Annotated in this window: 16 protein-coding genes; 4 read left to right on the top strand and 12 right to left on the bottom strand. The window is 39.2% G+C overall.

Features of this window, described 5'->3' with window-relative positions; all coding sequences use genetic code 11:
* Positions 1 to 11: 11 nt before the first annotated feature.
* The 9 genes from lysA to WBM70_RS00595 all read right to left on the bottom strand — a co-directional run bounded on the left by lysA (position 12) and on the right by WBM70_RS00595 (position 9,063).
* Complete coding sequence (gene lysA / locus WBM70_RS00635) at positions 12 to 1,223, bottom strand: diaminopimelate decarboxylase (protein ID WP_424556582.1); 1,212 nt, start codon at positions 1,221 to 1,223, stop codon at positions 12 to 14.
* Between the two features lie 95 nt (positions 1,224 to 1,318).
* Positions 1,319 to 2,401 (bottom strand): LptF/LptG family permease, encoded by a 1,083-nt coding sequence (locus tag WBM70_RS00630; protein WP_424556581.1) that lies wholly within the window; start codon positions 2,399 to 2,401, stop codon positions 1,319 to 1,321.
* Positions 2,398 to 2,970 carry an aminoacyl-tRNA hydrolase gene (gene pth / locus WBM70_RS00625; RefSeq protein WP_424556580.1) on the bottom strand — a complete coding sequence of 191 codons (573 nt, stop codon included), beginning with the start codon at positions 2,968 to 2,970 and terminating at the stop codon, positions 2,398 to 2,400. The genes WBM70_RS00630 and pth overlap by 4 nt, the downstream gene beginning before the upstream one ends.
* Before the next feature lie 21 nt (positions 2,971 to 2,991).
* Positions 2,992 to 3,528: a 50S ribosomal protein L25/general stress protein Ctc gene (locus WBM70_RS00620; protein ID WP_424556596.1), complete on the bottom strand. Its 537-nt coding sequence runs from the start codon at positions 3,526 to 3,528 to the stop codon at positions 2,992 to 2,994.
* Positions 3,529 to 3,661: 133 nt separating this feature from the next.
* Positions 3,662 to 4,804: a type IV pilus twitching motility protein PilT gene (locus WBM70_RS00615; RefSeq protein ID WP_424556579.1), complete on the bottom strand. Its 1,143-nt coding sequence runs from the start codon at positions 4,802 to 4,804 to the stop codon at positions 3,662 to 3,664.
* A gap of 21 nt (positions 4,805 to 4,825) precedes the next feature.
* On the bottom strand, positions 4,826 to 5,821 hold the full coding sequence (locus tag WBM70_RS00610) for a transaldolase (protein ID WP_424556595.1): 996 nt from the start codon (positions 5,819 to 5,821) through the stop codon (positions 4,826 to 4,828).
* Positions 5,811 to 6,548, bottom strand: coding sequence for a leucyl/phenylalanyl-tRNA--protein transferase (gene aat, locus WBM70_RS00605; protein ID WP_424556578.1), 738 nt, complete (start codon positions 6,546 to 6,548; stop codon positions 5,811 to 5,813). The genes WBM70_RS00610 and aat overlap by 11 nt, the downstream gene beginning before the upstream one ends.
* A gap of 29 nt (positions 6,549 to 6,577) precedes the next feature.
* Positions 6,578 to 8,761 (bottom strand): ATP-dependent Clp protease ATP-binding subunit ClpA, encoded by a 2,184-nt coding sequence (clpA, locus tag WBM70_RS00600; RefSeq protein ID WP_424556577.1) that lies wholly within the window; start codon positions 8,759 to 8,761, stop codon positions 6,578 to 6,580.
* 2 nt (positions 8,762 to 8,763) lie between these two features.
* Positions 8,764 to 9,063, bottom strand: coding sequence for an ATP-dependent Clp protease adaptor ClpS (locus tag WBM70_RS00595; protein ID WP_424556576.1), 300 nt, complete (start codon positions 9,061 to 9,063; stop codon positions 8,764 to 8,766).
* A gap of 56 nt (positions 9,064 to 9,119) precedes the next feature.
* Here WBM70_RS00595 and bioD point away from each other — a divergent pair, with 56 nt between their 5' ends.
* The 4 genes from bioD (at position 9,120) to WBM70_RS00575 (ending at position 12,093) form a co-directional block, all read left to right on the top strand.
* Entirely contained in the window at positions 9,120 to 9,758 is a 639-nt protein-coding gene (gene bioD / locus WBM70_RS00590) for a dethiobiotin synthase (protein ID WP_424556575.1), read from the top strand.
* 34 nt (positions 9,759 to 9,792) lie between these two features.
* Positions 9,793 to 10,671, top strand: coding sequence for an aspartate carbamoyltransferase catalytic subunit (locus tag WBM70_RS00585; protein WP_424556574.1), 879 nt, complete (start codon positions 9,793 to 9,795; stop codon positions 10,669 to 10,671).
* A 63-nt stretch (positions 10,672 to 10,734) separates the two neighbouring features.
* The gene (locus WBM70_RS00580) at positions 10,735 to 11,709 is read left to right on the top strand and encodes an aminodeoxychorismate synthase component I (RefSeq protein WP_424556573.1); all 975 of its coding nucleotides are present in this window, start codon (positions 10,735 to 10,737) and stop codon (positions 11,707 to 11,709) included.
* A 108-nt stretch (positions 11,710 to 11,817) separates the two neighbouring features.
* Entirely contained in the window at positions 11,818 to 12,093 is a 276-nt protein-coding gene (locus WBM70_RS00575) for a hypothetical protein (protein ID WP_424556572.1), read from the top strand.
* Positions 12,094 to 12,096: 3 nt separating this feature from the next.
* On the opposite strand, the gene WBM70_RS00570 is transcribed toward WBM70_RS00575, so the two are convergent.
* From WBM70_RS00570 to WBM70_RS00560, 3 genes are all read right to left on the bottom strand, one after another.
* Positions 12,097 to 12,621 (bottom strand): hypothetical protein, encoded by a 525-nt coding sequence (locus tag WBM70_RS00570; protein ID WP_424556571.1) that lies wholly within the window; start codon positions 12,619 to 12,621, stop codon positions 12,097 to 12,099.
* Positions 12,602 to 13,282, bottom strand: a complete 681-nt coding sequence (locus WBM70_RS00565) for a rhomboid family intramembrane serine protease (protein WP_424556570.1) — start codon at positions 13,280 to 13,282, stop codon at positions 12,602 to 12,604. The genes WBM70_RS00570 and WBM70_RS00565 overlap by 20 nt, the downstream gene beginning before the upstream one ends.
* Positions 13,272 to 13,672: hypothetical protein (locus WBM70_RS00560; protein WP_424556569.1), on the bottom strand; the 401-nt coding region annotated here is incomplete at its 5' end. The genes WBM70_RS00565 and WBM70_RS00560, both read right to left, overlap by 11 nt.

The following is a 13,672-nucleotide window of genomic DNA, read 5'->3' as shown; positions in this document are numbered from 1 at the left end:
CCTTTTTTGCTTTACTTTTCTAGATACTCAAGCTCTAAACGTACCTGATCTTCATACGTTTCGCGCTTACGTATGAGCCTGTCTTTTCCACCTTCCAATGCTACTTCTGCAGCCTTGGCACGTGTATTGTAGTTACTTGCCATGGTAAATCCATACGCACCCGCAGAGTGTATAACAAGAAGATCATTATGCTCCAATGGAGGAAGAGGTACATTTTTACCAAAAAAGTCACCGCTTTCACACACTGGACCTACCACATCTGCAGCAGTTGTCTCACCCTCTTTAAGCACAGTATTGATCTTATGATATGCATTGTATAAGCTTGGACGCAAAAGGTCATTCATTGCACCATCTACAATAACAAAACGTTTTCCATCATTCACTTTCTCATAAAGTACCTTAGTGAAAAATGCCCCTGCATTTGCTACCATATAACGTCCCGGTTCACAAAGCAATGTTACATCAAGTCCTTTGGTTGCATCAAATATCGCCTGCGTATATGCTTCAGGAGCAATGGTTTCTTCATCATCATACACTACACCGATACCACCGCCCACATCAAAGAATTTAATATCAATTTTAATGGCTTTAAGTGATCGGACAAGATCTGCTACAATGCCGCACGCTTCACGTATAGGGGAAAGCTTTGTCAACTGAGAACCAATATGAAAGTGGATACCCACAGGGTTTAAGAACTCTGATCTATTGGCATAAATATACATACGTTTTGCCATATCGATCTCTACACCGAACTTGTTCTCATGTAGCCCAGTTGAAATATATGGGTGAGTTTGCGGGTCAATGTTTGGGTTGACACGAATAGAGATACGTGCTTCTTTATCTAGTTCTTTCGCCACCATCTCTACACGCTTCATCTCTGCTTCACTCTCTAGATTAAGGAGTAAAATATCTTGTTCGAGTGCTTCACGTATCTCATCATCACGCTTTCCTACACCGGAAAAAATGATCTTATACTTATCTACACCTGCAGTGAGTGCACGTTTGACTTCACCTATACTCACACAGTCAGCACCTGCACCAAGTTTGGCCAAGTGAGCAATAACAGAGAGGTTAGAATTTGCTTTTACAGCGTAGTTGATCATAGATTTTTTACCCGAGAAAGCATCTTTTAATGTCGTGTATCTATTTTCAATATAATCAAAATCATAAATGTACAAAGGCGTACCGTATTTGTTTGCCAATGCTTTATAATCAATATCCATTTATACTATCCTCTTTGCACAATTCTGTGAATCTATTTTAAGGTGATTTTATCTAAAAGTTGATTAAAAGGTACATTTAGAGTACTGAAGGGGTGTTACGCAAGGCTTCTTTCATCTGTAATGTAGACGTAAATGGCATAAACCCACAAAACTATTATAGGTAATATAGCCGTCAATTCAGGAAGTAAAATACCATTTGCCCCCATTTGACTCAAGCCAAATAATATACCCCAGGTCACAAATGTTGCAGCTAAAGAGAGTGCTATCACAAAACCCATATTCATCATCCTAGCATGAAAAGGCAATTTAAAAAATATGATAAGCAATAACGCTATAGAGAAAAGTGGTACAATGATCTTGTCGTACAATGATGATCTGATCTTATTAGAACTTAGGTTTTGTTTACGTAACAATTTCCATGTCGTATAGGCATCAATAATATTTAATGCCTTTCCTTCATACAGTGATTCTATGATCTTAGGCTTATACCCTTCTAATGTTTCTATCTGTTCTTTCTTTTCTACCCTATATCTTTTCAATTCGTTCTCTTCATAAATGTGTGTTTTCAGTGTGGCATCATGTGCTGTCCATTTTTCACCATCAAACGTTGCATAAGGTGCATTTATCGTATAGTGTACTTTAGATTCTTCAACTTTGAAGATCGTAATATCTTCTATCTTTTTTTCTATAGGATCAAGATTATTGATATAAACGAACGTGTCATTGTATTTGAAAAAAAGGTCATTTACCTGATACTCACCTAGTTCGTTTTTAAGCAGAAATGATGCTTTGTCCTTTGCATAGGAAAACTCTGTAGTATGTAAGATCAAAAAAACAGCATAGGTGATCGAACCTACTATGAACATGGGTAAAAAAAGTCTTTTTTTATCATATCCAAACGCATGCAGTGCACCCATTGTATTATTTTTGACCAATGAGAGTTTCGTCATGATTAGCGCAAAAACAATAGCCAAAGGATAAAGCAGTCCTAACGCCTCTTGCCACATGTAAAAGATATACAGTATTTTATAGTTTGTCGCTACATTCAGTTGCTCTACATGCTGAAAATAATCAATGGCAGCAAAAGCAAAAGATAGACCGAACAAAATCGACAAGAGGTTTTTTATATACAGGTTCGCTAAATATCTAAAGTGTAATGAAGGGTAAGACAGATTCATATTGTCAATCCTTCTATCGATTTGAGACTGTACTTTGACTTGACATCATCAAGTTCTTCTGTACGTAACAGTTCACATGATTTGGCCACATGTGCTATGAGTGTCTCTAACATAGGGACTTCATCTTGGGAAAAATCATGCAATACATAGTCTGAGACCTGTGACTTACGTTCTGGTTTACCCACACCCACTCTTACACGTACATACTCTTTTGTAATGTGTTCATCTAGTGATCGAAGTCCATTATGACCACCATGACCACCACCTCTTTTAAAACGTACTGCACCAAAAGGAAGATCAATGTCATCATGGATGACAATAATATCTTCAAGCTCTACTTTAAAAAAATCTTTTACAGGCTGTACAGATTTACCCGAAAGATTCATAAATGTGGTAGGTTTTAAAAAAAGTGAATTGGCAGCGCGATAAAGCTTACCTTGAAAAGAAGTTTTGGAAATGTCTCGGGCAGAAAAGTCATTAACAAGTTTGTCAATTACTTTAAAGCCGATATTGTGTCGTGTATTTTCGTATTGTGATCCTGGGTTACCTAGACCTACGAAAAGTATCACGACTGTGCTTTCATGCTTTGATTACTTAGCTTTGATCACACCACAGATTGCAACATCTGGTCTGTCCATCATTTTACAGTTTGCTGGTACTTCAATATCTCTTACAAGAATTGATGCATCTCTCTCTAATGGTTCTACATTAAGATCAAATTTTGCAGGCATATCTTCAATAGCACCTCTCACTTTTAATCTTTTTTTAGACATAACAAGTACACCTTTGTTTTTAAGTCCAATTGGTGTTCCGTGAGTTACTACCGGGACAAGGAAGTTTGTTACTTGTCCTGGAACTGCTATTCTCAAATCTACATGAGTTACATCACCGTTTACCGGGTGTAGTTGATACTCTTGGATAAATACATTGATCTCTTTATCGCCAACTTTAACTGGGAATGTAAGTGCCTCTTTATTTCTTACTGTTCTTACAAATTCACCACGTTTAAATGCAGCGTTGATATTTTCAACACCATGTGCATAAATGTTTGCGATTAGATAACCATCTCTTTTAAGCTGCTTTGCATTACGCTTACCGATACTCTCTCTAACGATACCTTCTAACATATCTGTCCTTTGTTCATTGTATAATTTTTTACTCAATAAATTACTTCATTTTAGTAAAATAGACGCGAATTATACCCAGTTTGTATTAAATTATTCTTGCTTTTGTTACTGTCATAAAGTAATTCACGACAGCTTAACTCTCTCCATCCTCTTTAAAACCAAAGACATCCACTTCTTTTTCATCTGCGAATTCATCGACGATCGCACCTTTTCCAACCCCTTGCATTTTAAGCTTCATATCTGCAGGGTTTGTAGCATATTCAAGTGCAACTTCTTCTGTGATCTCGCCTCTTTTCAAAATATCAAGCAGTGCCTGGTCAAAGGTCTGGGTACCATAGATCTCTTTACCTTCAAAAAGTGCATCCGGAATCTCATTATCTCTGTTCTCAGCTATCAGTTGTTCAATTCTTGCTGTTTTTTTAAGGATCTCGATCCCTGCAACCCTTCCTCCACGTTTCGTAGGAATAAGTCTTTGGGAAATAACACCCTCAAGTACAGAGGCCAAAGACATACGAATACGGTTCTGTTCTTCATTACCGAACATACCGACAATTCTGTCTATCGTCTCTTTTGCATCCAGTGTATGCAGCGTTGAAAATACAAGGTGACCCGTATTGGCTGCGTGAAGAGCAATATCGATCGTCTCAAGGTCCCTCATCTCCCCAACAAGTATAATATCCGGGTCTTCCCTAAGTGCTGCTCTCAGTGCATCAGAAAAAGAGTGTGCGTCTTGTCCTATCGCCCTTTGATTGATCAGACAGCCTCTGTCTTTATGTACAAATTCTATAGGATCTTCAACTGTAATAATATGCTTTTTTGTTTCTCTATTGATCTTATCAAGAATGGCTGCCAAGGTCGTAGATTTACCAGAACCTGTTACTCCTGTGACAAGTACAAGTCCTCTTTGTATCTCTGTAAATGTTTTGATCACCGGTGGTAAATTAAGTTCATCCAAGGACAAGATCTTCACTGGAATAATACGGAAAACAGCACTCAAACCATCCATTTGGAAGAAGAAATTCACACGAAATCTATTTTCATCTCCCAAGACATAAGAAAAATCCAGGTTTCTATCATTTTGTAACTGTTTATACTGTTCTTCAGTGGTGATCTCTTGAGCCAGTTTGTCCATCATCTCTGCAGTTAAAGTCTCTTGTCCCAATACTTTTAATACACCGTGTATACGTACTCTGACCTGGGAACCTGATTTAAGATGGAGGTCACTCCCACTATTACTGATCATTGTTCTAAGATATAGTTTGAGCGTTTCTTCCATGTGAACCCTTTGGTATATAATTTATTTTAAAGTATCAAGCATCTCTTGAAATGCTTTTTCAAATGCTTCAAGCCCTTCATGTAAGAGTTGGCTATACACAGCATCCATATCAAAACCATTATCGGCTAATTTTGTAAAATAACCGTTGATCTCATTCTCTTCAAGAGGGAGTTTCGGTTCTGGTATATTTTCTGTAATAAAAGACTCTATCGTTGCAAGAGGTGCGGTATTGACCGAGTGAGGTGCAAGCAGCTCTCTCATATAGTAATCTGCTGCGAGGTCGTCACCTTTTACCCCTGTACTTGCAAACAGTGTACGGACACTAGGTGTATGGTTCGATTCAATGATATTGTAGATCTTTGCTGCATTGTAAATACCTGTTTTAGCCACATCTATACCCTCTTGTTCCAGATCGGCATCAAGCATTCTGTCAAAACGACTTACGAAAACAGAGATCACAGCTTCTGCTCTCAGTCCACCATCTTTTTCAAAACAATCCAACCCTTTTTTCATGGCTTTAAGAGATCGTTGTGTCTGTTTTGGTGAAAAGATGAGTGTCGCATTGACAGATATCCCTGTACTTAGGAGTTCTGTCATAGCATCATATCCAGCTTCTGTTGCAGGAACTTTGACCATGACATTAGGTTCACCGATGGCTGCAAAGAGTCTTTTACCCTCAGCTACGGTTGCAGCAGTATCATTTGAGAGGAAAGGGTCAACTTCTATAGAGATATACCCGTCATTTCCCTCATCATATGAAGGTCTCAAAGCTTGTGCAGCAGTACGGATATCTTCTATAGCCAGTGCTTCATACTTCTCTTTTGGACTTTTACCTGAAAGAGAAGATAACTGTTCTTTATACGCAGGAGAAGTGGTAATCGCAGACGCAAAAATAGACGGATTACTAGTAGCACCATTAATAACACCTTTTTCAATCAATGCAGAAAATTCATTTTTAAGAAAATCTCTTTCTACAAAATCCAACCATAATGAGAACCCTATATCTCTATTTACCATCATTATACTCCCACTTAAAATGTTGCCATGAACCCATATCGGTAGGTTTTTTAATAGCCTCTTCGAGTCCATCTAGAAAGAGATCCCTCTCAACCACTTCCGCTCCTAAACCGATCATATGATCTGTTTTCATCTGACAATCTATAAAATCATAACCTCTCCTGCCTAAAACGTCACTTAGTGCTTTAAAAGCAATTTTAGATGCATCAGGAACCAAAGAGAACATTGACTCTCCAAAAAAAGCTTTTCCAAACGCTATACCATAGAGACCACCGACCAATTCTCCTGCTTTGTAGACCTCTACGCTGTGTGCAAAACCCTCGTCATGCAAACGTATATAGGCTTCGATCATATCATGGACTATCCAAGTACTACGTTGTCCTTCTCTTGGAACGGTAGCACAATACTTGATCACATCTGAAAACCTTGCATCAAAGCTCACAGTGAATTTACCAGAACGCAAGACCCTTCTAAAAGATTTACGTACTTTGAACTTGTCCGGGTAGAGGAGTAAGCGTGGATTTGGAGACCACCAAAGTATGATGTCGCCTTCACTGTACCAAGGGAAGATCCCTTTTTTGTATCCTGACAATAATCGCTCAGATGAGAGGTCACCTCCATAAGCCAAGAGACCTTCATCAGATGCTAAACGGGGGTCAGGAAAGTCTGAAGAAGATTTATCTAGAGGGGAGATATAATAGTCATCTTCTTCAAACGTCGAATCCATCTGTCTATCTCCCAACGTAAAAATACAATTTAACTTTCGAAATCAAAGATCAATGTTTCATTTTTATAAGTCACTTTAACTAAACCGCCTTTTTTTAGTTTCCCAAAAAGTATCTCGTCGGTCAATGCTTCTTTGATCTTTGCATCTATGACACGAGCAATATGTCTGGCACCATAACGTTCATCATATCCCTCTTTTGCCAAATACTCTTTCGCTTTTTTATTCAAGGTCACTTTCACATTTTTAGGCTTAAGCAAGAGATTGAGTTTGTCTAACTCTCTATCTACAATGGTCACCAGCACATCCAACGAGAGTGCATTAAACTCTATCGTCGCACTCAAACGGTTTCTGAACTCAGGGGCAAAGAAAGATGCCAATGCCTTATCTGTTTTCATCGAAGTGTCTTTATTGAAGCCCATAACATTGGCTTCTTTGGTTCCTATGTTCGAGGTCATAATGAGTATCACATTTTTAAAATCTGAGACCACACCGTTGTTATCTGTCAATTTTGCACCATCCATTACCTGGAGTAAGATATTCATGATATCCGGATGTGCTTTTTCTATCTCATCAAGCAGTAATACCGTATGCGGATGTTTTTTGATCATCTCTGTCAACAATCCGCCCTGCTCATACCCGACATACCCTGGAGGTGCCCCGACCAAACGGCTGACAGTATGTGCCTCCATATATTCACTCATATCCAATCTCTCAAAATGTACATGCATCGTTTTGGCAAGTTGCGTTGCAAGTTCTGTTTTACCTACCCCTGTAGGACCTACGAACAAAAAGCTTCCTATAGGTCTATTGGATGCATTAAGCCCTGCATAGGAACGTTTAATCGCTGTTCCCAATGCACTTATTGCTTCATCCTGTCCAATGATATGAGAAGCCAGATCTCTCTCTAACGATTTAAGTTTTCTTGTATCATCCGTACCTATGACCGTAGAAGGGAGCTTCATGATCTTCGCTACACTCTCTTCTATGTCTTTAGGTTTGACAGTGACACCCTCTTGGCCTCTAAGCATAAAGTGTGCACCCACCTCATCGATGATATCCATCGCTTTATCGGGTAAAAATCTATCATGCAGATACTTGACAGAAAGATCGATGGCAGATTGAAGTGCCTCGTCCGTAAATGTAATATTATGATAATCTTCATATTTATGTTTGATCCCCTGCAAGATGGTCATGGTATCTTCAATACTTGGCTCATCTACATCTACTTTTGCAAATCTACGACTTAAGGCCTTATCTTTATCAAAAAAGTTTCTAAACTCTGCATAGGTCGTAGCACCGATACACTTCAGATCACCACGAGCAAGTGCAGGTTTCAGTAAATTCGAAGCATCCATACTTCCACCACTGGTTGCACCTGCCCCTACCATCGTATGAATTTCATCGATGAATAAGATTGCATCCTCTTTTGCTGTGAGCTCCTTGATGATACCTTTGAGACGTTTTTCAAAATCACCTCTATATTTGGTACCTGCAACCAATGAACCCATATCCAAAGCATATACTTTTGAGTTTTTGAGTATTTCTGGGACATCCCCTTCAGAGATCTTCAGTGCCAATCCTTCAGCGATGGCTGTTTTACCCACGCCAGGTTCACCCACAAGTAAAGGATTGTTCTTCTTACGTCTACAGAGCGTTTGCATCACACGTTCTATCTCCTCTATACGTCCTACTACAGGGTCTATCTTTCCTGTTTTGGCAAGAGAGACAAGTTCCATAGTAAACTGATCTAAAAGTGTTTCTTCTTTTTTCTCTTCCGTCGTAGTGCCTGCTTTATCGTAACGATGAGAGATGACTTCAAGTATATCCACACGTGCGATGCCCTCTTTTTTCATCAGGTAGACCGCATAAGAGTGCTCTTGCACAAAGATCGCTGCGATCATATCACCTATGCTGGCTTCTGTTCTTCCTGAACTATGGATGTGTGTCATCATATCGTTGATCGCACGGGAGAGTGCTACTGTTTCAAATGGTTCAACCGCCTCTTTCAGGGAAGGGATCGTCTTGGTGATATGTTCAGTGATGCCTGATCTCAACACTTCAAGGTCTGCACCAAGTATAGAAAGTATCTCTTGTCCCGCATCACTTCTTAAAATAGATAAAAAAACATGCTCCACAGTCAGGTATTCATGTCTATTCTCTTTTGCATATCCTACAGCCCTTTTAAATACATCGTTCAATGCAATACTAATCATAATCAACTATCCTCTTCAATGGTTGCGAGTAATGGGAACTCATTTTGTTTGGCGCGTTGCTTGACCTGCTGCGCTTTCGTTTCTGCTATCTCAAAACTATAGACACCACATATCGCTTTGCCTTTTTCATGTATTTGCAACATGATCTGTTCTGACTGAGGATGTGTCTTATGGAAAATACTCATAAGCACTTCCACAACAAAATCCATACTCGTATAATCATCATTGTGCAGAAGCACTCTGAACATTTGTGGTTCCTGTAGCTCGAGGGCTAGCTCAAACTCTTCTTCAATCTTTGGCATATTATGTTAAAATCCTCATAAATTATTCTAGTCTATTATACAAAAAAAATGGAGAAATGCAAGTGCAATCACTTTTTATCACTGCTACTGGTACAAATATAGGAAAAACACACACCACACTCGAGCTCATAGAAGCTTTTGCCGCCAAAGGATTGAGTGTTGGTGTATATAAACCGATTGAAACCGGTGTTACTTCTCTTGCTGAAGATGCCAGTTTACTCCTTAAAGTTTGTCAAAAGGTAAACAAGAATTTCAAAAATCTCACTCCAGAAGACATTACTGCCTACACTTTTCCCCTTCCTGCAGCCCCTTTTTGTGCAGATACTGAACAGGTGATCAAGCTAGAGAAGATCATGGAAAAGTACCATGAACTAAGTCAACTTTGTGACATTCTTCTGGTTGAAGGTGCAGGAGGTCTTATGGTGCCTGTCACGAAAGATTTCATGATGATAGACCTGGCTAAAAAACTCAATGCAAAAGTACTTTTGGTCACACCCAGCAGATTGGGATGTATCAACGATACACTGCTCTCTATGGAAGCCCTAAAATCACACAGTATAGAGTTTGACTGGTGTGTGAATCTCTATGAAGACAAAGAGAGTTTTGCAGAAGTGACCCAACCTTTTTATGATGCAGTATTTCCTGAATGGTGGAGTGCACAAAAAGGTTTACAAAGATTTATTAGCACCTATTAGATATAATGACAAAATTTAATCTACAAGGTAAACTATGCAACATTTGGTAGACACCACCAACCTTTCAGACACGCAAATTCAACAACTACTTCATGACGCCAAAACCTTTAAAGCACAACGCCCTTCCCAACTTCTCAGAGACAAACTGCTCATCACCCTTTTCTTTGAAGCATCCACACGGACACGTAGTTCTTTTGAAGTAGCTGCTAAAAGACTGGGTGCGGCAGTAGTACATCTCGATCCGGGTAAAAGTTCTGCCAAAAAAGGTGAATCACTTGAAGATACTTTCGCAAACCTTTGTGCAATGGAACCTGATGGGGTCATCATCCGTCACTCTGAAAACGAAGCACCAGGACTATTAGCCGATATGCAAATGACCTCTGTCATCAATGCAGGTGCAGGTAACTATGCTCACCCTACGCAGGCACTGCTTGATCTTTTCACTTTGGTAGAACATTTCAATGGTGACATTCAAGGTAAGACCATTGCCATTGTAGGAGACATTGTCAGTTCCAGAGTAGCCAGTTCAGGTATACGCCTACTTACACGCATGGGATTGAATGTCATTTTGGTTGCACCTAAACCATTTATGCCCCAGAGTGATCTGCCTCAATACGAGAATCTTGAAGATGTTTTAGATAAAGTAGATGTCATTATGTCTTTAAGAGCACAATTAGAGCGTCATGCTTCTCCTATCTTTGATGATTATGCTGAGTATGCAAAACACTACTGCATAGACCATGATCGTTTAGGCGACAGAGATATCTTGGTACTTCACCCTGGTCCGGTGATGCGGAATATAGACATCTCTGATGAGATGCTTGAAGATGATCGATGCAAGGTTCTTGAACAGGTTAAGAATGGGGTTTATATGCGTATGGCTATCTTGAAACTTCTTCTTTTGGATTCATAATAGATATCTAATTTTTTTTTCGAAGTTTTCTATTTACTTATTTAATGAGAGAGGGAGTTCTTTATGACATGGCTTAATAAAGAAAATGGTTTTGAACACATCAATACTCTTTCCAAAGCACGTACCCCTTTTCTTTTTATAACTTCTTTTGATAATCAAAAGATCTTTGCACAACCACTTGAACATCTAGATAATGATATCTTCTATAAATTGGAAGATTGGCGTAACTACCCTGTTAAGAAACGTACAAAAGATTTTACTTTTTCTAAATTCCCTGTCGATTTCAACACTTATAAAAAAGCACTCGCTGAAGTACTTGAAGAGATACGTTCGGGCAATACCTATCTGCTCAATCTTACATTTAGAACACCTATAGAGAGTAGTTTCACACTAAAAGAGATCTTCACCTATGCCAGAGCAAAGTTCAAGCTCTATTTTAAAGATGAATTTATCTGTTTCTCTCCAGAACGTTTTGTAGAGCTAAAGAACAACACCATAGCCACATATCCTATGAAAGGGACTATAGATGCCCATCTTCCAAATGCCAAAGAGACCATCTTGGCTGATAAAAAGGAGATGGCTGAACATGTCATGATCGTAGATCTCATGCGTAACGACCTGGGTATCATCGGTTCAGATATCAAAGTAGAGAAGTTTCGTTATGTCGAGAAGATCAAAGCGGGAGAAAAAGAACTGCTGCAGGTCAGCTCCAAGATCACAGCCAAACTTCCTTCTGACTGGAAAGACAATGCGGGAACACTCCTTAGTCAAATACTCCCCGCTGGCTCTATCTCAGGAACTCCCAAAAAGAGTACGCTCAATATCATCAACCATGTCGAAAATTTTGATAGAGAATTTTATACAGGTATCTTTGGTGTGTTTGATGGTGAATCCTTACGCTCAGGTGTCATGATACGCTTCATCGAAAAAGAGAAGGGTAAACTCTTTTACAAAAGTGGTGGTGGTATTACCATAGACTCTGATGCAAAAAGTGAATATGAAGAACTGATAGATAAGATCTATTTACCATTAGATTAAAACAGACTAGAAATACCCTGCATTCCTTATGTGAAAGTATATACACTTGGTTGCAATTTTTCTAGAAATGATGTAAAATAATTTACAGCAAGTCATAAAGGTGCAACTATGTCTAAACTATTTTCAAGTATCGTATTTTCGTTTTTTCTACTTTTTCAAACTACGTCCATAGCAGATGAAGAGACCACACCCACAGAGATAAATACAACGGAAGAAACAGAAAGTACTGAAGAAAATGACACACAAACAGAAGTGATCCAAGAAGAGGAAGCGGAAGAAGAGGAGCCTAAAGAAGTACTTTCTGAGGCTGAAAAGGAAGCGATCGCAGCTGAAGAAGCAGAGTTGCGCGAAGCTGGAATGGATGAGGAGCCTCTGGTCGAATAGAAACTAAAGGCATCCCCTCGTTGGTCTGTGTATCCACGCATACTCTGAGTCATCTCCTACTTTAGAGAAATAAAGCTCTCCCGAATCTCTCCACGGATCTATGATGACACCCTGTTGCGCTTTTCCTCCTTTAGCTACTACAACCAAAGCATTATGTTCATAAAAATACTCTCCAATGTTTGCACCCATTAAATGAAACTCAAAAGAGGTATAGTGCTTCTGAGACAGATACACATACAACGCATCACTCCAATGAAAACAAAGTCCTTTTTCACGTGCTCCCACAGTCACTAAAAAGTTATGAAACTGAGGAGGAGAAGTCATTTCAAACTCCCCTGTCAGCTGTTGTGTTTTGTAAAAAATATCTTTGGAGAGCTGCATTGCCTCACTTTGAGGAACAGTGCTATCTAATGATTGTAAAAGATGTGCAAGTTCTTTTATTTTTGTCTGAGATACCGAAGGTGCTGTAACAGCACATCCGACAAGCAAAAAAGAGAAAATGAGAAAATTAAAATAGTGTTTGCGCATACTGATCAGGGAGATATGATGCTATAGCTATAATGAGTAGTATCATCATAGTATTATAGGTTAAGAGCCATTTTGGATTTTTAGAGAGTACAAATCCACCGATGAAGCCTATGACAAGTCCACCAATATGTGCACTCACATCAATAGAAGGTATAGAGAGTCCTATCACAAGGTTGATCGCGATGATGACACCAAAGTCTTTCATAAATGCTTTAGAATGCGAGGCTATCCTATCTCTATGTGCCAGGAAAAATCCTGCCAATGCACCAAAAACACCAAAGATGGCCCCAGATGCACCTACCCCCACAGAGACTGGATGCATATAGAGTGATACAAGTCCGCCAATGATCCCAGAGAAGAAATAAATGCTTAAGTAAGACTTCGTGTCAAAGTACATCTCTACACCTCGTCCTACAATATAAAGAGAAAACATATTCATCAGAAGATGGGTCATACCGCCATGCAAGAACATCGCACTCAGTAGTCTCCACCACTCACCCTTAAGTACAGTCAATGGTCCAAACAATGCACCCATATCTACAAGGGTCTGCATATCCATGTCAACAAGACTTCGACTGAAAAATGCAGAAAAAAGATAGACTATACTACTGGCTGCAATCAGTATATAGGTAAGTGTGTAACGTTGGATATCAGTTCTCATAGATGGCATCTGCAAAGATCACACCATCTACACTGCCTCTTGCTATTTTACTGATCTCTTTTTCACTATGGATGAGCACCAAGATACGTGTATCAAAAAGATACTCATTTGCAATAGGCTGGATCATCAATGCATCATCCTCTTCACAGATAATGTATTTTGCGCCCAGAGCATTGGCAAACAGTGCATCATCCAAAGTATTTGCCACTACCGCGTAAGGCACACTGTTTTCTTGACAATGTACTGCAAGTTCATGTGAATCCACTAAAGGGCCAAGCAAAACGATATCATCTGCCTGACTCTTCTCAATTCCTTTGATAGAAAAAACTTTAAAAAAACGATTACTTTTTATCCATGGGTGTCCGATAATGATCATAATTACTCCTTTTT

This window comes from Sulfurovum sp. (assembly GCF_049668085.1).
Taxonomy (GTDB): domain Bacteria; phylum Campylobacterota; class Campylobacteria; order Campylobacterales; family Sulfurovaceae; genus Sulfurovum.
Note: the sequence above shows the minus strand (reverse complement) of the source record. Positions and strands in the feature narration are given on the sequence as shown.